We start from the raw sequence: 21,711 nt of genomic DNA, 5'->3' as shown, positions 1-21,711 counted from the left end.
TATCTTTTTTTAATGATGAATGATTACCAGTAACGCTGGTCGTGTGTCCCGTACAGGGCAAGCACCCGCTGGGAATCCCCCTTCTTCTTGCTGCGCAGGTACGATATGCCGATATTCTTTCGGGTATAGTACCATGTCAGGTTCTTGTATTCCAGCACTTCGCCATATATCCGGTTGATGATGTCCAGCCGTTCCTTGTCGGTCATCGAGAGTCCGGTAGCCGTGGTCACTTCCTTCAAGTCCAGCAGCAGGTTGCTGCTTTCTTCAAGCAACCGGTTATACCCGAAAGCAATGGCCGAGAGTTCTTCCACGGTAAAATTCGGGTCGCCCATCATCGTATTGAAATTAGTCACGTAAATATCGCTGATGTCACCTACCAGAAGGATAGTCTGTTGTACCTTGCGTGCCCCTTTTACGAGATCGTGTACAGATTTCAAAGCGTCGTAGTAGGCCTTTCCCTGCTGGTAAATCTTTACAGTCTCCTGAAAGTTACTTCACATGTTCTGTGCCGTTGTGGAAGTCTGTACAATTTCATTGGCCGAGTTTACAATGCCTTGAGCAAGGTTCGTAGGGTCTATCACTGCCCATTGTGCTTTGCTTGTCACCGAAAGGGACAGTAGTGCCATGAATAAAATTATCATTCTCTTTTTCATGCGTCTATCTCCTTTCTTTGGTAAGTAAATACCGGCTGTCGTCATCACGGGCAAACAGTCCGTAACAGCCGAACAGCAATACCTCGCTTCCGCTGAAATACCCGATACATCCGGCATCCTTGTTCCCGTGCAGGAAAAGGTCGTCCCCTTTCCGAAGCGGGATATTGATTTCGGTATAACTCATTTCTCCGGCGAACAGCGTAGCCTTGTATCCCTTGAATCCGTCCGTCACATGGTTGGATTTACGGATTGTCAGCGTGGAGCCGCCTTCCTTGTTCATTCAGTGACCGCAGATGCGGTCGTGTTCCAGTTCCTTCTTCATTTCCCCGATCAGGTTCAGCAGATCCAGATTGGTCAGGGTCGCATCTCCGAGTGCTTCCCTGCATTGGCTTAATAAATCTTTCTTACTCATTGTTGTCTATAGCTTAATATGGTTACTTGTTTTCCTGCCGTTTGCTTTCGGCAAGTTGTTTGATAGCCAGTTCGATGTTTCCGCCCAGCTTTTCCGTAAGGCGGGTAAGTTCCAGTTTCTCAGTCTCTTCGGTGGTGTAGCAAAGGTACTCTTCAGCCGAAACTTCTGTCGCATATACCGCACTTTGCGTACCGCCAAGCCCAATCCAGACCTCTTTATAAAGGCGGTTCGCTGCATTGGCAAGATTGATAGAAAGTATCTGGCTGCGTTCCTTGTCCGTCAGGCCGAGCAGGTTCTGTATCTGGTCGAATTTGTTCTGATACTTCCGCTGGTCAAGCAGTATTTTGCAGTCGCTGTTGTTGATAATCGTCTCTTTCACAACGGGGGAAGAGATTATATCATCCACTTCCTGCGTCACTACAACCGCCTCTCCGTAAAACTTTCTGACTGTTTTAAAAAGATAACGGATGTAGTTTGCCATACCTTCCTTGGCGATTGCCTTTCATGCTTCCTCAATCAGTATCATCTTGCGGATACCTTGCAAACGTCTCATTTTATTTATAAACGTCTCCATGATAATGATGGTGACAACCGGAAAGAGGATTGGATTATCTTTCACAACATCCAACTCAAATACAATAAACCGTTTGTTCAGTAAATCCAGTTCCTTGTCCGAGTTCAGCAGATACCCGTATTCACCGTTCTTATAATAAGGTTCCAGCACGTTCAGAAAACCGTCCACATCAAAGTCCTTCTCCCGCACGTTCTTGTCTGCCAGTATCTTGCGGTAGTCCTTCCTTACAAAGTCATAGAACGAGTTGAAGTTCGGCTTTATCTTCCGGTTCTTCTTTATCTTTTCGATATACAGGCTGACCGCATTCGAGAGCGCCACCTCTTCCGAACGTCGGGGCGGTTCGTCCTCCCTTTTCCAAAGGGTGAGTATCAGTGTCTTGATGCTGTCCCGCTTCTCGATGTCATACCGGTAATCCTCCGTGAAAAACGGATTGAAAGAAATCGGATCATTTTCCTTGTATGTAAAATAAATCCCGTCATCCCCTCCGGTCTTCTGATGTATCAGGTCACAGAGTCCCTTGTATGAATTTCCGGTGTCCACCAGCAGGATATGCGTCCCTTGTTCCCAGTACTGTCTCACAAGATGGTTGGTAAAGAAACTCTTTCCGCTGCCTGACGGGCCAAGTATGAACTTGTTTCTGTTGGTCACCACCCCTTTTTTCATGGGTAAATCCGATATGTCGAGGAAGACGGGCTTTCCCGTCAGCCTGTCCACCATGCGGATGCCGAAGGGAGAGAGCGAGTTCCGGTAACAGGTTTCAGCCGTGAAGAAACAGAGCGCCTGCCCGGTAAACGTGTAGAACGTCTCTTCGGCCGGAAAGTCCGCTTCATTTCCCGGTATACCCGCCCAATAGAGAGCCGGAAGATCGGTCGTGTTATGGTGCGGAGTACATTCCATCAATGCCAGTGCGCTTCCCACATCGTTCTTCACCCTGCGGAGTTCGTCCCCGTTTTCCGCCCATGCGATGATGTTGCAATGGCAGCGCACCGACTGCAATCCATTGGTATGCGCTTCATTCAGGTATTCGTCCAGCCACTCCTTGTTGATCTGGTTGCTGCGGCTGTACCGGGAAAGCGACTGCATGTTCTTTGCCGCCTTCTCGAAACGGGAAAGGTTTTCGTTACTGTCGTCTATGAATATCCACTGGTTGTAGATATGGTCGCAGGGCAGCATCACGCCTACGGGTGCGGCATAACTCAGGCGGCAGTCCGAGCGGTCTGTCGAGAGGCGTTCGTACCGCCCGTCCGTCCTTACCTTTCCCGGCAGGTCATCGAGGTCGGAAAGTGTATGCAGGCAGAGCCGCTTGTCACCGATACGCATTTCGTCCGGATTCAATTGCATATCCTGCAACATGGTAGTTCCGTCTGCCGAGAGCGTAAGGTACCGTTCGATAATACCCGGTTCGTTTTCCGTTCCCGTAATCTCTTCCGTAGTCAGCCGTTCCAGCCTGACAAGCCCGCTGTCATTGACGATACTTTCAAACTGTCCCACCGCTTCCATGAAACGCTCCACCGTTTCCTTGTCCCTTATCTCCTTCGGAACCAGAAAACCACGGCAGAGCGTGTTCCAGTTGCTTTGCTGCCGGGAGCGCTCTTTGGTGGTCTTGGTGAGGAACAGGTAGCAGGCGTGGTGCAGGTAGGGACGTTCGTTGAAGTGGCGTTCAAAACTGCGGGAGAGAAAGCTGAGTTCGTCCCGGCGGATGTCCGGCTCGTATTTCTCCGTGATGAAAATATCCTGTTTGTGCAGGATTGAATAGTTCGGCAACACCTTGATTGCCTTCGCTCATGTGGCGTGCATCGCCTCATATTCTGCGGATGATACCGAAAATACTTCCGGCAGTGTGACCCGGAAAGCGGCCGTGATGTCGGCGTCCTTGCTGACGATGCAGCCGTGTTCCACCGCCATGATGGGAAACTTGCTTTCCAGTGTGGATGCTTTTAATATACTTCTCATAATTTACGATTGTTGTTTGTTGATCAGACGTGTGATACGTTTTCGTGAGAGGATTCTCCGGGGATGCTGCCGGGCCGCGAACAGCTTCATCAGCCCGTGGCTGCCGTATTTACGGTTCAGCGTAAAGGTCAGCCATACCAGTATCGTAGCCGCCGATACTCCGAAACCGATGCAGATTCACTGTCCGACGCCTGCCATATACATGATGACGAACATCACGAATACGGCAAGCAGGCCGGCGGCGAAAATAAACAGGTATTGTGCCCGGAGTCCTTTGAACTCAACTTCACGGCCCACCCCTTTATTTATTTCAAAATCAGCCATAAGTTATTGTCTTTTTTATGTTTTTAGAGGAAGAACGACCTCAGAATGGTGGCGGCGACTATCAGAAAGATACAGGCTCCGAACCACGAACTGGCAGTTTTACTCGTGTCGGGGTCGCCCGAACTGAACTTCTGATATACCTTGATTCCACCGACGAGGCCGATTACAGCACCGATTGCATAAATCAGTTTTGTGCCGGGATCGAAATATCCGGTCACGAGTTGTGTCGCTTCGGTGATACCTGCCTGCCCGTTTCCTTGTGCTATTGCCGCACTTGCCGCCGCAACAGCGGCCAGCATCATAATCAATCTTTTCTTTTTCATTTATTTCCGTGATTTTTAAAATGATTAAAAAAGCCACGGCCTGCCCCTTTCACTATCCCCATAAGGCAGCCCGCAGCCGCTTATGGTTTATTGATTCAGGGGGTAAGTTCCGGCCGGAAATCAGCCGGAGTCATAATATGCCATTTGCATTGTCACTTGATTTGGTGGTGAAACATTCTTGTTAATTCTCTCTTGAAAGCGGGATGCGGATCATCCCGAATCATAATAGCTTTTTGTCATTGCCACTGTCGTTTTATGGATAAGTTAATGGAATGATTGTCTCTCTGGGAGTTAATAGGTTTCCCCTTATGACGGGAAACCACCGTTTGTCAACTTGAATCGAAATACGTCATAAACATGGATGATACGTTTTATTGTTGGTTTTCTACCGAATCTCTCTCTTTATAGTGATACGGGCCATCAACCCGTATCAAAATAACCTCTTGCCATTGTTACCTCCTTTTTTAATTGGTTAGTCACTGTCCGGAGCAGCCTCATTCAAATGTTCGGCTTCATCCAGAAATTTGTTGATACGGCTGTCGCTGCCATTGATGCTTTCCAGTATCGAACGTTCAATCTGCGTATCTTTGATATGGTGGATTGCCCTTAAAAGGGACAATCGTTTGTCTGTCGGAATATCCTTGCCATTGCAGAGGTCGATAATCAGGTCAATCTCTTCCGGCCCGATACCGGCTGCACTGCCCAGATAATCTTCACGGGCACAGTTCAAATCTTCCAGTCCCTCGTTCAACTCGTCGGTATCCACGTCGTCACCGTTTTCAGTCTGTCCCTTATTATCCTCAAGCCTGCCGGAACTGTCGGCCTCAAAAGCCCGCCACTCTTCCACGCGCTTGTCCCGGAACAAATCCGGGATGCGCTCAGGCGGCACTTGTACAGCCTTCTGCGTCATTGTTTCCTCGGTTCTGTCAGCAAAAGTAGAGGCATTTTCCTTACCTGCAATAGCCCCGGAACCGATGGCGTTTATTGGCGGCTGTTGGCGTGTACCATAGCTTTTTGTAACGACAAGGCTGTCCGTTTCAGGTTGTTTTTGGGGTGGTTTTTCCATATTTTTGCCTTCTGCTTTTTTCTTAGCTTCTACCTTTTCGTCATCCTTCATTTCCGCTTTTGCAGTCGGAATATTCCTCTTTTCAGACTCCGATACCACCGGAACCTCTTTCTTTTCCGTTTTCCCTTTCGTGCGCCTGCGTCCTTTCTTCTGTTCCTCCTTTACCGGATCGAACCATCCGGCTATGCTCCGCAAGGTTTTTGCCATGCGGCGGCGTGCCTTACCGAAACATATTTCGCCAAGCTGTCCTCTGAACAGGAACTTGTCCATGAACAGATAGGCGAACAGCAACCAGAAGAGAACGATTCCGGCTTCATAGTAACCTGATTGTATATCCATAACCTAAAATATTTTGTTATAACTCTTTTGGAGATAAGTCTTCACCTCATCCGCATGTTTCTCAAAATGTTCTTTCAATACATTGTCTATGTAGTTTCCTACCGTCAACTGCCGTTTTCCGGCAATGCCCACGATGACCGATATCTTTTGGTGCAGTTCCTTGTCTATATATACCCCCTGTCTGCCTTCGCATTTATAGGGTGTGAGGAACTTACGGATAAAGTCAGCCAGTGTCGTGCGAATCGTTTTCGGTGACGGTCTGTCCGTAACGACTTCCGAACAGTTGGTATCATCTGCACCGGAAATATCCCGGACTATTTCATTTGTACCATTATCCACTGTTTCGTTCACATCGTTAACTGCCGTTTCGTCCACACTATTAACCTTTTTACCCTTCTCATCGAATAAGGCGTTTTCTCTTTTACCGCAGGTCTCTCCGGTAACGGAAAGGACCGGAGATAAGGCAGGTTCCGAAGGCACACCCGCCATTAAGCTACGCAGGTACGCTTCATCCACCGGATTCTGTCTGCTTGTTTTCTTTGCCATGACTATTCGGTTTTAAGTACAGATATGATTTCATCCATGAACGTATCGAAGCCGCACTCTCTGGTGAAGGCCGCATCGGGAGCGAACAGCGTACTCCGGTAAACGGGGCCGCCGGTAACGGACAAGTCTTTGGTAAAGTTGCTGCGCACTGGAATACGTGTTCCAAGGCAGTCCAGCCCTAACAGGGAGAAGCCTTGTTGATACACATCATACAAGGTCGTGCGCTCCCTGCGGTCAACCATGTTCCAGAACAGATGAAGACTTTTCAGGGAGGACACGCCGGTCTTTATCAGCCGGTCATTAATGGTGGTCGCAAAGTTCAGCGTACTTTCCAGCACAAGACGGTCTGCCTTTATCGGCACGAACAGATAATCGAGCGCACTGATTGCGGCTATCACCCCGTCACTGCCCATTGTGCCGGGCAAGTCGAACAGTACAATATCATAATGCGTATCCGCTTTCCCTTCAAATGCCCTTCACTCCGCCATGCAATCAGCCGGGTTACTACCGATGACCGGATAAGCCTTTTTCTTCAATCGTCCGGCCTGCTCTACCAAGAGGTTCTGATAAACAGGTGTGGTCTTCACCACTTCTATATCCCGTTTTTTCTGTTTGATAATCGAATGTTGCGGATAGTCGCAATCCATCACTGCCACGTTCAACTCTTTCACATAATGCAGTCACGATGCCGCATAAATGGTGAATGTTGATTTACCCACACCGCCCTTTTGGGAGGCGAACGAAACGAATACTGTTTTCTGTCTCTTTTCCATTGTTACCTAATTTAAGTGAATAATTTGATATATTGATAATTAAGCAGATAGACATCTATCCGCTTATTCGTTCTGTCATTTCATTATCCGCTTAGCTTTATAGTTATATAGTTACTTAGCTATAAAGCTATCTGTCTATTTAGCTATATACTTACATAGCTATAATTATATAGCTATTTATCTATCCGGCTATATAGCTATCTGGTTGTCTGCATAAATATTCGGCTAATAGTCCATTTATCTGAATAACGGTGTATCCGAATATCCACTTGCTTGTCTATACATTTTTATAAATGTATAGCTGCATAAGCGGATATATAGCTTTATGAATGCTTGTCTGAAAACATACTTAATCAAATGGCTATTCAGATAGAAAGCTATTCAGATAGAAAACCGTCCGGATAGCTATCCTGATAACTACCTTTTTATCTATCTAAATAAGTAGCTGAATAGCTATCCGGCTGCAAATAAACCTCAAAAAGAGCATCCGTAATGTACGTGTGGTTTCAAAGTCATTTATTGGCGGCTGTTGGCGGGATACCGGGTAATAGCCATACCGAAAAAACTATCTACCTTTGTCGCCGGGAGAGCGCAGCCCGTTCTCGAAAAGAGAACGTCAAACAAATCCTTCAGACCTTTAATCCGGCTCAGCCGGATTTTAATATGCGTCAGCATATAGCGAGGTGTACTTTCAGCGGTTGAAAATATTTCCACCCGCTGAAAGTCTCTCCCCGAAAGTTCTTTCGTGGATGTCAGTTCTCCTAAGTCGAACTTCCTAAATTATTCATGTATGAAAGATGAAACAAGAATCCGTGGCGCCGCAGGGCGCAAGGTGCTGGCAGACCCGCGCACGCACCGCTATTACCTCTGTCTCAATGACGGAGAGAACGAAAAGTTTATCTCCATGTTCGAGCAATCGGGCATGAAAAACAAAGCCGAATTTATCTTCGCCCGTATCTTCGGTTGAGAGTTCAAGGTAGTGAAGATTGATAAGGAAGCGCAGGAATATTATGCCCAGCTCACCGCTTTCTATCAGCAGTTCCGACGCATCGGGAACAACTATAACCAATGTGTAAAGACCATCCATACCATTTACGGGGAGAAGAAATCGCTTGCGTTTCTCTACAAACTCGCTGAAGAAACCCGTAAACTGGAAGAAGTATGCAGGCAGGTTATCGAACTTACAAAGCGATACGAAAAGGAGTATCTCACTAAAAAGGAATAACGTCATGGTACCGAATATCACATCGGGCAGTTCGTTTTACGGAGTGATTGCCTATAATAAAATAAAGGTGGACGACGGTACGGCAAAGGTATTGTGACACCCGAAAATAGCGGCGGACACTTCCGGCAATGTGCCGATTGAAAACTGCGTGCAGGCTTTCGAGCCTTATATCGCACTCAACTCGCACGTCAGGAAACCGGTTATCCACATCTCCTTGAATCCATCCCCGAAAGACATTCTTTCAAAAGAACAAATGACCGTATTGGCGCAGGAGTTCATGGAAAAGTTCGGTTACGGGAACCAGCCCTATATCGTATGACTACATGAAGACATAGACCGCAAACACATGCACATCGTTTCGGTACGCATCAACGAGAAGGGAGAAAAGATAGACCACAACCGGGAGGCTATCCGGGCACAGAATATCTGTCGGGATATGGAAGTGAAATACGGCCTTCATCCCACACTCGGAGAACACAATGAAAGGGAATTACTATCCCTGCAAAAAGTGGATTATCCGAAAGGTGACGTGAAAGCGCAGGTGAAGCATACCGCCCGTACTCTACTGGAATGTTACAACTGCCATTCGCTTGCCGAATACAACACCCTTCTGAATTTGTATAATGTCACTGTTTACGAAGTCAGGGGAAGCGTGGACGGAAAGGAATATCACGGCATCATGTACGGAGCTTTGGACGATGACGGGCAGCAGGCGGGAACGCCTTTCAAATCCAGCAAATTCGGAAAAGTATTCGATTATGAAGCCCTGCAAAAGAAGTTTGCCGCTTCTGCCAAAAAGGTGAAAAGGAACAGCCTTGCCGAAAGGGCACGGCAGGAAATAGTCAAAGCCATGCAGGACATAAGTACGAAAGAGGATTTTGCCCGCAAGCTGAAAGATGCGGATATAGAAGTGGTTTACCGTATCAATCCCGAAGGACGCCTGTACGGTATCACTTTCATAGACCATACCAGCCGGACAGTGTTCAACGGCTCGCGTTTGGGCAAAGCCTTTTCAGCCAATGTATTCAACGAACTGTTCAACAATCCGGATGCGGACCGTACAAGGCTGATACCACTACCGGAGCAGGATACGCCCCGGCAGGAACGGGAAACGGATGCGGAAGAAAGACAGGAAAGGGAGGAATACCGGCAGCAGGAAAATCAAGGCAACTATCAGAGTGAACCGTCCGGCAGTCTGATTGATACGTCCGCACTCGGTGCCATTGACATTTTCTCCGTACTCATGGAAGATGACCATACGCACGAGTACATCGATCCGGCTTTCCGCTTCGGGCGCAAGAAAAAGAAGAAGCGCAGGCGCAGGTTATAATATAATAATGTATGGAACAAGAAGTCTAATTTTAATAGTTACAATTATGCAGAATGAAGATGATTTAAGAGGTCTTGCCAAAGTCACGGACTTTATGCGGGCCATCAGTTTTTTATTTTTGGCGATACACATCTATTGGTTTTGTTACGGCTGGCTACAAGAAATGGGCTGAACGCTCGATATAGTGGATAAGATACTGTCCAATTTCCAGCGTACCACCGGACTGTTCTCAGTGCTTCTTTACACCAAACTGTTTTGTGTCCTCTTCCTCGGTCTGTCCTGTATGGGTAACAAGGGGGTAAAGAAGCATGAAATCACATGAAGGAAGATAATTGTTGCGGCCATAGCGGGCACTATACTCTTTTTCCTGAACTGGTGGTTGTTGTCCGTCAGTGCATCATCAGATGTGTGTGCGGTATTGTATGTCACGACTTTAATCAGTGGTTTCTTCTGTCTGTTAGCATCCGGTTTATGGATAAGTCGTCTGTTGAAGAACAACTTGTTAGAGGACGTTTTCAACCGGGAGAATGAATCCTTCATGCAGGAAACAAAACTCATGGAAAACGAGTATTCCGTCAATCTGCCGACAAAGTTCTGGTATAAAGGGAAGACATACGACGGATTTATCAATCTTGTAAATATTTTTCGAGCAACAATGATATTAGGAACGCCAGGGAGCGGGAAGTCCTATGCGATTGTCAATCAGTTTATCAAGCAAACCATCGAGAAATCCTATGCGCTCTACATATACGATTTCAAGTTTGATGACCTGTCGGTTATCGCTTATAACCATCTGATTAAATACAGACACCGTTATAAGATACCACCCAAATTTTATGTAATCAACTTCGACAATCCAAGAAAAAGCCATCGTTGTAACCCGTTGGCACCCGAACTGATGACGGATATTTCGGATGCGTATGAATCCAGTTATACCATCATGTTGAACCTGAATAAAAGTTGGGTGCAAAAGCAGGGAGACTTCTTTGTGGAATCTCCGATAGTGTTGTTTACTGCGATAATCTGGTTTTTGAAGTTGTATGAAAACGGTAAGTATTGCACATTCCCACATGCCATTGAATTACTTAATAAAAGGTATGAAGACGTATTCACCATTCTGACAAGCTATCCTGATTTAGAGAATTATTTGAGTCCGTTCGTTGACGCATGGAAAGGCGGTGCTGCGGAACAGTTGATGGGCCAGATTGCATCCGCTAAAATTCCACTGTCAAGACTGATAAGCCCGCAATTATATTGGGTAATGTCCGGCAGTGATTTTACGTTGGATATCAACAATCCCAAAGAACCCAAAATATTATGTGTCGGCAACAATCCCGATAGAATTTCTATTTATGGAGCAGCTTTAGGTTTGTATAACTCCCGTATTGTGAAGTTGATAAACAAGAAAAAGCAAATGAAAAGTTGTGTGATTATTGACGAGTTACCCACCATATTCTTCAAAGGTCTGGATAATCTGATTGCCACGGCACGAAGCAACAAGGTTGCGGTCGTGTTAGGTTTTCAGGATTTCAGCCAGCTAAAGCGCGATTACGGAGACAAGGAGGCCGCCGTCATCATGTCAACTGTGGGTAATGTTTTTAGCGGCCAAGTGGTAGGTGAAACAGCGAAAACTTTGTCAGAAAGGTTTGGAAAGATTCTACAAAAGAGGGAATCCATGAGCATCAACCGTAACGATATTTCTACTTCCATCAACACGCAACTGGACAGCCTGATACCTGCCAGCAAAATCAGTACACTTTCGCAGGGCATGTTTGTCGGTGCCGTAGCTGACAATTTCGGAGAGACAATAGAACAGAAAATTTTCCATGCGCAGATAGTGGTGGATAATGAAGCAGTACAGAAAGAGACGGCGGCCTACCAGCCAATTCCCGAAATCAGCAGCTTTCTGGACGAGAACGGCAATGATACAATGGAACAGCAGATACAAGCGAACTACCGGCAAATCAAACAGGATATTGTCGAACTGGTGGAGAACGAACTGATTCGCATAGAGAATGATCCAGCACTTAAACATTTGTTGGGAGGGGAAGATAATTAACCAATTTCACTAGTGTCCCTATTTTAATAGGACACTAGTGAAATTATATATTAGACTTTACGGAAGTTTATCCTTCAACGCATGTGCAAAAAACAAACCTACAAGAAGTCTATTAGATAAAAAATCGATAATCATAAGTTTTACCTTCAAATCTTGTTAATAGATTACCAATCCGAGCTATTTGATTTGATGAATCTATAGTTGCAGGTAGCTTTGTATATAAGTCAAATGAGTTCCAATTCATTTTTGTTAACCCTAATATTTCTGTTGCAATTACATTGATATCTGATTTCCCATAGTGTTTTTTTATTATCAATGGGCTTGGGATACTACGTCCTCCTAAATAAAAAGTTCTGTTATCAGATTTGACTGAAGGAACTATCCCATGTGTCCAGAGTAATGCTTCATAATCATTAACAACAACACATGTTCCTCTCCTAATTGGAAAATTATCAATTTGCAATTTACCATAATTCGACTTGGTGGACATAAATTTGACTTCTCTCTCGAAATTTATTGAAATCAAATCAATATTTTCAATTCCTGCAATTTGCAAGCTATCAACAATACCATTTATTTCATCAGGCTTAAACTCAGTTCTTTTATGTACAACAACTCGTTTGGGTAGATATTCCATAGAATGCAAGAATAATTCTCGAATCGAAATTCCAAAATTATAGGCTTCATTATAAGATAAATATGGATTACGTTTATTATCTATATAGCAATCCTGTACTCTTGATAATTTATATTTCAATCCCTGTCCATGTGAGTCATATATATGACTACATCCTAATACTATTGAGGTTTCACCATTATTATTCTTAACGCTATAGCCAATACCCGCATATGCTGTCTCATTATCATTTGTATTTAATACCCATGGGGTTCTGAGTGATTTCACATAAAAAGAAAGTGATAGCCACCAATAAATTTGGCATGCTAAAGAATCATTCAGCGTATCTTCTTCAATAAATTGAGTACTTATTCGTTTTTGTGCCGAATAGGCTTTTATGTAATCGTGTAAATCAAATACCCACGTATCTTCTTCTATATGTCTATATAGTTGCCATTCATTGGGAATAAAGATTACAATTGTCATATCTGCTTTATAACTCTCATGCAAAGCTTCTATTTTGGTACAAATAGTCCGAGCTAAATTCAATGCACCATCCTTGATGGATGTAGATGAGCTGAATTTCACATCTATCCACTTTTCACCATTTATCAAAGGAATTTCAATTGGTATATTGTATATTTGATTGAATCCAATATAATCAATTATATATTCACTCTTTTCTGGAGCCTTATGCTGGGTATTTAATTTCATGAGAAAATCATATAACCGAGTAGAATACTTTGAAGGACATAATACGCCTAATTCAACATTGAAGGTATTGGTAATTCCATTATTCTGATAATCAAATGGATAATGGTTTACCAAGCCTCTCATTGGATGAAAATCTCTAGATTTGAAGTCGCTATTTTTATTCTGAAATAGTAATTGTGGCTCCAAAAACTCAACACCTTTAAAAACAATCTTTTTTTGCTCCATACTGATTGGATATGACTTATACTTGTCATTCAATACTTTAATTCCTGAAAAAGCCACATTATTGGATATTGAAAAACTCATATCGCTCGTTGTCAGTATAGGAAAAGTAAATCGCAGAGAGTTATTATGGAAGATTAGACTATTCCAATCTTCCAATGCCTGATCATATTGTGCATTATATAATCTGTCGAATTTCTCTTTCGTAAATTGTAACTTAATATCTTTTGGAATAATTTCATTAGAAAGAGTATAGATGTGAATTGTTGGTTTAATACTAAGATATGCGAATTTGGTATCTTTTCCGAAAAAGAACGATAATTCAACAGCATCAGCTATAAAATACTCAATACCATTAACAGCTTTCTTTGAAGTTGTTTTCTTCCATAATTTCCACTTGCCATCAGTCTCTAAATTGGCTGATTTTGAAATACCTATCAATATAGACTTCATCATTAGACGTTGAAAGACAGAAACTTTTCGTATATCATCTACTCCTATAGGATCTTTAAGAATATCTCCCTTAAGATAATCTCCAAATATTTCTTTTACTTTTGCTATTGATGAAACAGCAAATACTTTCCCTTTGAATGGAACTGCAACAATGTCTCTATTGTTACCTATAATTTGGTCTATATTATTCCATAAATGTTCTCCATTTGTTTTTATTTCAAATTGATATACATCTTTCGGAAAAGCCACAGGATGGAGATTGCTTTTTACGAATTTATCATCACGCGGAGATTCTATTCTAAAGCTAGTCTTGGTTTCGTCTTTCTTTATTGTAGATTTTATTAGTTTCTTTATTTCTTCCTGTTTAACTATGTCATCCTCAAAGCAGGCCCTACTTAGCTGAAGTATAGTCTTATCAAACCCATCTGTTGAAATAAAGTAGGCAATGCGGTTATTCACTCTTGCAATATCAATTAAGTCTTTTACTTCACTGCATATATCATCACCAAATCCACACCAATATAAGCGACCTGATCCTGGTTGTGAGAATGCTTCTTTCAAAGCATTCATTAAGGATTTATCTCGGCCACTATAACCCATTACAATTAAATTTTTATCTACAAAATATCGTTTTAAAGCATCTTTAAAGATATTGTTTTGTGTGTCTAATTCTTGATTTGTATTTTTTAATTTTGAATACTTGTAATCACCATGAAGTGCTATGTATAATAATTCATGAGAATTCTCATTTCTGAAAATTCTTTCTGGATCATCTAAAGTTATACATATAGGTGTAATGTTCATTTGATGAGCAGCTCTCTCGGTCAACCCATCAAAGTTTGTTGTCCACACAGATTTAACAATCCCTGCATTATTCAACATGCAGAGTAGCTTATATCCAATATATGGTGCTTTATTATATGCTAATTGTTCAAAATACTTTTGTCTGTCTGCCTCAATAGGGTAAGCTTTTTCCGCATAAAATGAATATTCGTCAGAAGATCCCATTAAAGGATATTCTCCCTGCGCATCAAGCCATGCTTGGATACTCCTACGAACGGCTTCAGACCTGAAGTTTGATACAATTAAAGTCGTATTGGGATTATTGGAAGAATATATATCACGCTTCCACTCCCAAATACAATCTGCCGCAGACTGTATTTGGGAAGAAATTGATGCTCCTGCCCCTAACAAAACAGCATGAGAAACATTCTTGTTTTGTTTTATTGATCGGATAAATGCATCATATTCTAACATATATGTATTAGTTGCCATCTTCTTGTATAGCTAAGTTCAATATTGACTTTTGTTTAATAAATCCCTTCTGTCTACTCTAAGTACTACTGCAATTTGATCAAGTGTTTCTAACGGTGGTTAAATGGTATTCGAGCACCATTTGGATATGGTAGAAGGATCTTTCCCCAATTGCATAGCCAACCATTTTCCTATTTTATTCTTCTCCACCAGAATAACTTTTATACGATTTATATCATTCGTAATACTCCAAATAGTAGATGTAATATGCAAATATATTGAAAATAGTTCAAGTCAATTTACTATATTGTCTTTTTTTAAAGGAAATATTTCTATATCTGTTCCAGTTAGCACAGAGAACAAAATTAATACAAACGACATCTTCACGCAGATTCCAACTATAGTATCAAATAAGCTAACTCAATTTGCAAAATGCAGATAGTAGATAAAATATATATTTTATCATTCCAAACATAAATTAGATGGCTCTTATTATTTTATGTACAATGATACCGTAAGACAATAATCCTCTGGCTGTAATCCTCTTGACTTTTTGTATTACAATAACTGAATCTTATTTGCATTACTCGCCAAAAAATGCCAAATACCGCCATTCATTCCCCATACTGTCAAAATTATAACATACTATTAACTAATATCCTACATTCGCACCGACGGACTAAAGTTTACCCGGTATTTATTAATTATTGTATCACTTAAATTATTGATTTTATGGTTAAGAAAAAGCAAGAACAACAAGAACAGAGTCAGGACGAACATGTAATGGCCATCCTTGACAAGCGAACAAACAAGACCGCAGTCGTTTCCAAAATGAACGAGCAGGACGGCAGTCTCGAAATCGTGCCACCCGACAAGAAGAACAGCAACAGTTTCCTCAAATTGGACCGTACCTCACCACTGGAACTATTCTTCACGAATTTCAAGAACCAGTACGAAAATCCCACGAGTTTCAGTTTTTTCCTTATTCCTCTCGCAGCATTGGACAAGACGTTGAACGCCGTTGTCCAGATCCGAAAAGGGGAAGACCCCGGAGTGGAAGGTAAAAAACTGGTGGAGAACAGCGAACTCAACGATGAAGGTCGTATCGCCAAACTCGCCCGCCGATATAAGTTCGACGAGCACCAGCTTCCGTGGAAAGAACTCGCCGCATTGGGAGTTGACAAGCAACTCTTGTTTGATAACCACTGCATGGGTGAGATGCTGAAAGGAAGAATTACCTCAATGGCTTTCCCTATCAGCAAGGAAGTGAACGGTGAAAAGAAGGATATGGGAGAAGCCTGTTTCCTCTGTGTCAAAGGGGAGGACGGCAAGGTGCAACTGAAAACTTTAAGCAGGCTCGACAAACCGCAGTATGACCTTCCGGCCTATAAAGGAGTATTCACGGACGAGGAAAAGCAGTCGCTTAAAGACACCGGAACTTTGGGGGCAATCAAAGAGATGAGGGATACACATACAGGAACGGTCTGCAACTGTTATGTATCTTTCCATGAACCAAGCAACCGTATCATAACCATGCCCGTGGATGCCATCAAGATACCCGATTATATCTACGGGAAAAGGCTGGATGACAAACAGAAGCAAATCCTCGCGTCAGGCGGCCAACTTCCCATCAACGACATACAGCGCAAAAATGACACACTACTTTCCGGGGTTGCTTTCGTCGATCCGAGAATAATGGACATCGCTTTCAAACAGTCCGGTGAACAACTGAAAGTCAACGACACTATCATGGGTGCCAAAATCACACCGGAGCAGAAGAAGATGCTCCAGAACCATGAAATGGTGTTCGTTGAAAATATGCGCTACAAAGGCAGGCTATTTTCCGATGATGTACGCTTCAGCAACAAGAGCAACCAACTGCTGATAGGACGTAACGCCCGTGAATACAAGCCTGCCATTGACAGTAAGAAGAACGACAGAAAAAAGGAGGTGAAACAGCAGGCACCCCGTCATGTGGCGTCTGTAAAGGCCCGGTCAAAAAAGAGCCTTTCAGTCGTGTAACAGACAGATTATTCATGTTTACATCAGATATATACCCGGTTCTCTTTTATGGCAGCCGGGTATATATCTAATATCCGATTAACATTTTAAAGTGAAAACAAATGACTATACAAGATAAAAATACCGCAACCGGAGAATTGTCCTATTTTGAGACAGCTCTCCTTTTTTATTTGAGAGAAAGTCACCCGCACATGGCCGATGACAAGGCTTTCATCCGGGAGCGTGCGGACAGTGCCGCAGAGGCTTACGAACACGCCATACGTGAGGGCTTATCTGTTACGCAGGCTTTGGAACTGGCTGACACGGTTCTCTATCAGGACTTGCGCTTTTCCCGGTTCGATGCGGTTTTCGAGGCCGTATCGGAGTGGTTTCCCGAAGTACAGCCCGAAAGACGGACGGATTTCTGTCTGAAGGTATTGCTGCCCGCAGAGGCGATATTCGGCAAATACCCCATAGACGACAGGTTTGAATCATCCCCGTCCTATCATACACTTACCGTTGAACTTACAGGTTTCATACAATCCTATATAGAACGATATGGCATATAACAGACGACAACATCTGGCGGATAACATAGCCGCACTTGAGCTGATACTCATGCGTCCGGAGTTCTGTCTTACGGAACAGGGACGCAAGGTCTTGAACGGTTATTCGGGTTTCGGAGGGTTGAAGTGCATCCTGAATCCGGCGGAGAAAGACACGGACATAGAAAAATGAAGGACAGACAGGGAGCTGTTTCCCCAGGTCCGGCTGCTGCATGAACTTCTGCGTGAGTATTCCAAAGACGGGAAAGAATACAAGGCATACGTCCAAAGCCTTAAAAGTTCCGTCCTCACAGCCTTTTACACACCCGAGCCGGTGGTAACGGCCATGCAGGAAGCACTGCTGGTACCGGAAATCCGTCCGGAACGTTTTCTTGACCCTTCCGCCGGAACGGGCATGTTCATCAGCACTCTGAAGGATGTTCCCGAAATCCATTGCTTCGAGAAGGACAGGCTGACGGGAAGGATACTCTCATCCCTCTATCCGGAAAGCAGGGTGACCATAGACGGTTTCCAGTCCATACAGCCCTATTATAACAACTATTTCGACGTGGTCTCATCCAATATCCCGTTTGGAAATACCAGAGTTTATGACCTGGATTTTGACCGGAGTGAAGACGCCGTGCGTAAATTCTCACTTGCCGCCGTACACAACTATTTCTTTCTCAAAGGCATGGATACGCTGCGTGAAGGCGGGATACTGGCCTACATCACGACTTCGGGTGTCATGGACTCGCCACAGAACCGCCCCGTCAGGGAATGGCTGGTGAACCATGCCAACCTGGTTTCCGTCATCCGTCTGCCGGACAATCTGTTTGTTGATGCGGGTACGGAAGTGGGCAGCGACCTGATTGTGTTGCAGAAGAACACCCGAAAATCGGAACTGACCGAAAAGGAGCGGAACTTTATCGAGACCCGCATCATATCCGGCGGTATCCATATCAACAACAGCTATGCCGATTTAGAGCATATCGTCCATACTTCCGTATCCATGGGCAAGAACATGTACGGACAACCGGCCATGAATTTTATTCATGAAGGAGGTGTCGGCACCATTTCCGAACATCTCAGGCAGTTATTGGCGCAAGATGTGGGAAACCATCTTGACCGGAAACTTTATGAGGCAAACCTGTCCCGTCCCACCGTTTCCACTATCCTGAAAACCGGACCGGAAATCCCACCGGAAACAACAGCAGTGGAGCACCGGCAGGAGATGCAGGAAAAAAGTCTCCTTTCCACCAAGCCTTATGAACCCATGCTCAACCTGTTTGCCGCCTATGCGGATGAAGAGCAAACGGAGGTGCAAGTGGTAGAAAGCAGACCTTCGCCAGGCCGGGCACCGTCGGCATCCCGCAAAAAGAAAGGGGATGAACCGGAAATGTTCAATCTCTTCTCCCAAGAGAACATGTACGATGAAGCCGCCACGCAGGAAGACATGACCGGGGAACGGGCGGCAGCGGAAGCCAGATGGCAGGAGCGCAGACAAAAAATCGAGGAAGAGCGGAAGAAGGAAATGGAACCACGTCCGTTTACCGGAGAGATACGTCCCGAATACAAGAACGGCTCTCTCGTGAAAGCCGGTGAGCAATACGGGTATTTGCAGGGAGTGGGCACTCCCGAAGTACAGTTCCATCCGCTCAGGCTGACTGTCACCCAGCAATACCGGGCCGCCTACTACATCCCCCTTCGGGAAGCCTACCACAATCTCTACAATGCGGAAGCCGAAACGGAAACCGAACAGCCGGAACTAAGGGAGGAACTGAACCGGCAGTATGACCGTTTCCACCGCATGTTCAGGGAGCTGAACGGAAAGGACAACGCCAAGTTCCTGCTGATGGATGCAGGAGGACGGGAAATGCTCTCATTGGAACGTTCCGTCAACGGGAAGATACAGAAGGCGGACATATTCACCGTGCCCGTATCGTTCAACGCCAACGAGGTGACACATGTGGACACTCCGCAGGAAGCCCTTGCGGCATCCCTGAACAAGTTCGGCGAGGTCAATCTGGAATATATGGAGAATCTCTGCGACATCGGCAGGCAGGAACTGCTCGAACAGCTGGAAGAGCGCATCTTCTACAATCCCATGATGAAGAACCATGAAATCAAGGACCGCTTCATTGCGGGCAATGTAATAGCCAAAGCCGAATGGATAGAGAACTACCTGAAAGACCATCCCGATGATGATGCAGGCAAAAAATCATTGGAAGCCCTGCGGAAAGCCATACCGGAGCCTATAAGTTTTGAACAGCTTGACTTCAACCTGGGGGAACGGTGGATACCCATGTCCGTATATGAAGAGTTCGCCGGATACCTCTTCGAGACAAAGGCCCGTATCCATTATACGGAATCCATCGACGAGTTCAGCGTGAGCTTCGAGAGCAGCAACGCGAACATCACCGACAGATATTACGTGAAAGGGGAAAAGAGAGGCTATTACGGCAATGACCTGCTGAAACATGCGCTGCACAACACCGTCCCCGACATAACCAAGACTGTTCAGGACAAGGAGGGCAATGACATAAAGGTACGTGATGCGGAGGCCATCCAGCTTGCCGACACCAAAATCAACGAGATACGCTCCGCCTTCACCGGCTGGCTGAACGAGCAGCTGCCCGAGTTCAAGCAGAACCTTGCGGACATGTACAACCGCAAGTTCAACTGCTATGTACGTCCCGATTACGACGGCTCCCTGCAAAGTTTCCCGTTCCTTGACCTGAAAGGACTGGGCATACCGTCCCTGTACGGCAGCCAGAAGAACGCCGTCTGGATGCTGAAGATGAACGGCGGCGGGATAATCGACCATCAGGTAGGTACGGGCAAGACCCTCATCATGTGCGTGGCCGCCTTTGAGATGAAACGTCTCGGACTGGCGAACAAGCCGATGATTATCGGACTCAAGAGCAATGTGCATGACATAGCCGACACGTTCAGGAGGGCCTATCCGAATGCCAGGGTACTGTATCCGGGCAGGGAGGACTTCACGCCGGAGAAACGCGTCGGAATATTCCATGACATCAAGAACAACAACTGGGACTGCATCATCCTGACGCACGACCAGTTCGGAAAAATACCCCAGTCCCCCGAAATACAGCAGGAGATATATACGCAGGAAATTGAGAGTATCGAAGAGAACCTCGCCGTATTCGAGCAGCAGGGCAATGAAGTGACCGGCTGGATAAAGAAGGGGCTGGAAAGAAGGAAGGAGAACCTGGAAGCCAAACTTGAAAAATTGGAGCAGGATATAAAGGACCGGACAGATGATGTTACAGATTTCAGGCAGATGGGCATCGACCACCTCTTCGTTGACGAATCGCACAATTTCAAGAACCTGATGTTCAACACACGCCATGCGAGGGTTTCCGGCCTGGGCAATCCCGAAGGAAGTACGAAGGCCATGAACATGCTTTTCGCCATCCGCACCATCCAGGAGCGTACAGGCAGGGATTTGGGGGCCACTTTCCTCTCCGGCACGACCATCTCCAACAGCCTGACCGAACTCTATCTCCTTTTCAAGTATCTCCGTCCGAAGGAAATGGAGCGGCAGGGGATTACCTGCTTTGACGGCTGGGCCGCAGTCTATGCGAAGAAAAGCACGGACTTTGAATTTTCAGTGACCAACCAGGTGGTGCAGAAAGAGCGTTTCCGCTATTTTATCAAGGTGCCGGAACTCGCCAATTTCTATGCGGAGATAACCGATTACAAGACCACTGAAGACGTGGGGGTTGACAGGCCGGAACTCAACGAACAACTGTATCATATACCGCCTACTCCCCAGCAGGAGATTTTCATTCAGAAACTGATAAAGTTCGCTGAAACCGGGGATGCGACCTACATAGACAGGGAGCCTCTGTCCGAGGCGGAGGAGAAGGCACAGATGCTGATCGCCACCAACTACTCGAACAAGATGTCGCTTGACATGCGGCTGATAGACCCTGAATACGGCGACAGTCCGGGAAACAAGGCGTCCCATTGCGCGGCCAAGATTGCGGAGTATTACTACAAATATCTTGACCAGAAAGGCACACAGTTCGTATTCTCGGACCTGAGCACTTATAAGCCGGACCAGTGGAACATCTACAGTGAAATCAGACGCAAGCTCGTGGAAGACCACAATATCCCGGAGAAACAGATAAGGTTCATTCAGGAGGCGAACAGCGACAACGCACGCAAGGAACTGTTCAGGGACATAAACTCGGGCCGCATCCGTTTCCTTTTCGGTTCGACACAGAAACTGGGTACGGGTGTCAACGCGCAGGAACGTGCCGTGGCCATCCATCATCTGGACATACCCTGAAGGCCGTCCGACCT

The 21,711-nt window shown here is 45.1% G+C and carries 12 protein-coding genes and 7 pseudogenes; 7 read left to right on the top strand and 12 right to left on the bottom strand.

Features of this window, described 5'->3' with window-relative positions:
- Positions 1-23 precede the first annotated feature (23 nt).
- The 10 genes and pseudogenes from ACYQ0C_RS05625 to ACYQ0C_RS05580 form a co-directional block, all read right to left on the bottom strand.
- A pseudogene (locus tag ACYQ0C_RS05625) lies at positions 24-653 on the bottom strand (DUF4141 domain-containing protein).
- A gap of 4 nt (positions 654-657) precedes the next feature.
- Complete coding sequence (locus ACYQ0C_RS05620; RefSeq protein WP_004313115.1) at positions 658-933, bottom strand: hypothetical protein; 276 nt, start codon at positions 931-933, stop codon at positions 658-660.
- Complete coding sequence (locus ACYQ0C_RS05615; protein WP_008020351.1) at positions 934-1,065, bottom strand: hypothetical protein; 132 nt, start codon at positions 1,063-1,065, stop codon at positions 934-936.
- A gap of 22 nt (positions 1,066-1,087) precedes the next feature.
- Positions 1,088-3,592: pseudogene (locus ACYQ0C_RS05610) on the bottom strand (TraG family conjugative transposon ATPase).
- A 3-nt stretch (positions 3,593-3,595) separates the two neighbouring features.
- A pseudogene (locus ACYQ0C_RS05605) lies at positions 3,596-3,916 on the bottom strand (DUF4133 domain-containing protein).
- 23 nt (positions 3,917-3,939) lie between these two features.
- The gene (locus ACYQ0C_RS05600) at positions 3,940-4,239 is read right to left on the bottom strand and encodes a DUF4134 domain-containing protein (RefSeq protein ID WP_016278417.1); all 300 of its coding nucleotides are present in this window, start codon (positions 4,237-4,239) and stop codon (positions 3,940-3,942) included.
- Between the two features lie 472 nt (positions 4,240-4,711).
- Entirely contained in the window at positions 4,712-5,644 is a 933-nt protein-coding gene (locus tag ACYQ0C_RS05595; RefSeq protein WP_016278418.1) for a hypothetical protein, read from the bottom strand.
- A gap of 3 nt (positions 5,645-5,647) precedes the next feature.
- Positions 5,648-6,190: a DUF3408 domain-containing protein gene (locus ACYQ0C_RS05590; protein WP_016278419.1), complete on the bottom strand. Its 543-nt coding sequence runs from the start codon at positions 6,188-6,190 to the stop codon at positions 5,648-5,650.
- Between the two features lie 2 nt (positions 6,191-6,192).
- Entirely contained in the window at positions 6,193-6,603 is a 411-nt protein-coding gene (locus ACYQ0C_RS05585) for a ParA family protein (protein ID WP_016278420.1), read from the bottom strand.
- Positions 6,604-6,666: 63 nt separating this feature from the next.
- Positions 6,667-6,861 carry a hypothetical protein gene (locus ACYQ0C_RS05580; protein WP_025076634.1) on the bottom strand — a complete coding sequence of 65 codons (195 nt, stop codon included), beginning with the start codon at positions 6,859-6,861 and terminating at the stop codon, positions 6,667-6,669.
- Between the two features lie 892 nt (positions 6,862-7,753).
- Here ACYQ0C_RS05580 and mobA point away from each other — a divergent pair.
- The 3 pseudogenes from mobA to mobC all read left to right on the top strand — a co-directional run bounded on the left by mobA (position 7,754) and on the right by mobC (position 11,577).
- A pseudogene (mobA, locus tag ACYQ0C_RS05575) lies at positions 7,754-8,188 on the top strand (conjugal transfer protein MobA).
- 148 nt (positions 8,189-8,336) lie between these two features.
- A pseudogene (mobB, locus tag ACYQ0C_RS05570) lies at positions 8,337-9,518 on the top strand (conjugal transfer protein MobB).
- 46 nt (positions 9,519-9,564) lie between these two features.
- Positions 9,565-11,577: pseudogene (gene mobC / locus ACYQ0C_RS05565) on the top strand (conjugal transfer protein MobC).
- A 112-nt stretch (positions 11,578-11,689) separates the two neighbouring features.
- On the opposite strand, the gene ACYQ0C_RS05560 reads toward mobC, so the two are convergent.
- A complete protein-coding gene (locus ACYQ0C_RS05560) occupies positions 11,690-14,857 on the bottom strand; it encodes an SIR2 family protein (protein ID WP_025076639.1) in 3,168 nt (1,055 codons plus the stop codon).
- An 18-nt stretch (positions 14,858-14,875) separates the two neighbouring features.
- Positions 14,876-15,082: pseudogene (locus tag ACYQ0C_RS05555) on the bottom strand (helix-turn-helix domain-containing protein).
- Positions 15,083-15,568: 486 nt separating this feature from the next.
- Between ACYQ0C_RS05555 and ACYQ0C_RS05550 the strand changes: the two are divergent.
- The 4 genes from ACYQ0C_RS05550 to ACYQ0C_RS05535 all read left to right on the top strand — a co-directional run bounded on the left by ACYQ0C_RS05550 (position 15,569) and on the right by ACYQ0C_RS05535 (position 21,697).
- Complete coding sequence (locus tag ACYQ0C_RS05550) at positions 15,569-16,858, top strand: DUF3945 domain-containing protein (protein ID WP_016278429.1); 1,290 nt, start codon at positions 15,569-15,571, stop codon at positions 16,856-16,858.
- A 101-nt stretch (positions 16,859-16,959) separates the two neighbouring features.
- Positions 16,960-17,406 carry a DUF1896 domain-containing protein gene (locus ACYQ0C_RS05545; RefSeq protein ID WP_016278430.1) on the top strand — a complete coding sequence of 149 codons (447 nt, stop codon included), beginning with the start codon at positions 16,960-16,962 and terminating at the stop codon, positions 17,404-17,406.
- Positions 17,396-17,575: a hypothetical protein gene (locus ACYQ0C_RS05540; protein ID WP_016278431.1), complete on the top strand. Its 180-nt coding sequence runs from the start codon at positions 17,396-17,398 to the stop codon at positions 17,573-17,575. Before ACYQ0C_RS05545 ends, ACYQ0C_RS05540 begins: the two co-directional genes overlap by 11 nt.
- Positions 17,576-17,728: 153 nt before the next feature.
- Complete coding sequence (locus ACYQ0C_RS05535) at positions 17,729-21,697, top strand: N-6 DNA methylase (RefSeq protein WP_122287921.1); 3,969 nt, start codon at positions 17,729-17,731, stop codon at positions 21,695-21,697.
- Positions 21,698-21,711 lie beyond the last annotated feature (14 nt).

The sequence above is a fragment of the Phocaeicola sartorii JCM 17136 = DSM 21941 genome (assembly GCF_054653615.1).
The sequence above is the reverse complement of the archived record's forward strand: the minus strand, read 5'-3'. Positions and strand labels throughout refer to the sequence as shown.

What these genes read in the sequence shown, in the direction of transcription:
- ACYQ0C_RS05620 (WP_004313115.1), bottom strand. Translation starts at nt 933, where the DNA reads ATGAACAAGGAAGGCGGCTCCACGCTGACAATCCGTAAATCCAACCAT.
- ACYQ0C_RS05615 (WP_008020351.1), bottom strand. Translation starts at nt 1,065, where the DNA reads ATGAGTAAGAAAGATTTATTAAGCCAATGCAGGGAAGCACTCGGAGAT.
- ACYQ0C_RS05600 (WP_016278417.1), bottom strand. Translation starts at nt 4,239, where the DNA reads ATGAAAAAGAAAAGATTGATTATGATGCTGGCCGCTGTTGCGGCGGCA.
- ACYQ0C_RS05595 (WP_016278418.1), bottom strand. Translation starts at nt 5,644, where the DNA reads ATGGATATACAATCAGGTTACTATGAAGCCGGAATCGTTCTCTTCTGG.
- ACYQ0C_RS05590 (WP_016278419.1), bottom strand. Translation starts at nt 6,190, where the DNA reads ATGGCAAAGAAAACAAGCAGACAGAATCCGGTGGATGAAGCGTACCTG.
- ACYQ0C_RS05585 (WP_016278420.1), bottom strand. Translation starts at nt 6,603, where the DNA reads ATGGGCAGTGACGGGGTGATAGCCGCAATCAGTGCGCTCGATTATCTG.
- ACYQ0C_RS05560 (WP_025076639.1), bottom strand. Translation starts at nt 14,857, where the DNA reads ATGGCAACTAATACATATATGTTAGAATATGATGCATTTATCCGATCA.
- ACYQ0C_RS05550 (WP_016278429.1), top strand. Translation starts at nt 15,569, where the DNA reads ATGGTTAAGAAAAAGCAAGAACAACAAGAACAGAGTCAGGACGAACAT.
- ACYQ0C_RS05545 (WP_016278430.1), top strand. Translation starts at nt 16,960, where the DNA reads ATGACTATACAAGATAAAAATACCGCAACCGGAGAATTGTCCTATTTT.
- ACYQ0C_RS05540 (WP_016278431.1), top strand. Translation starts at nt 17,396, where the DNA reads ATGGCATATAACAGACGACAACATCTGGCGGATAACATAGCCGCACTT.
- ACYQ0C_RS05535 (WP_122287921.1), top strand. Translation starts at nt 17,729, where the DNA reads ATGCAGGAAGCACTGCTGGTACCGGAAATCCGTCCGGAACGTTTTCTT.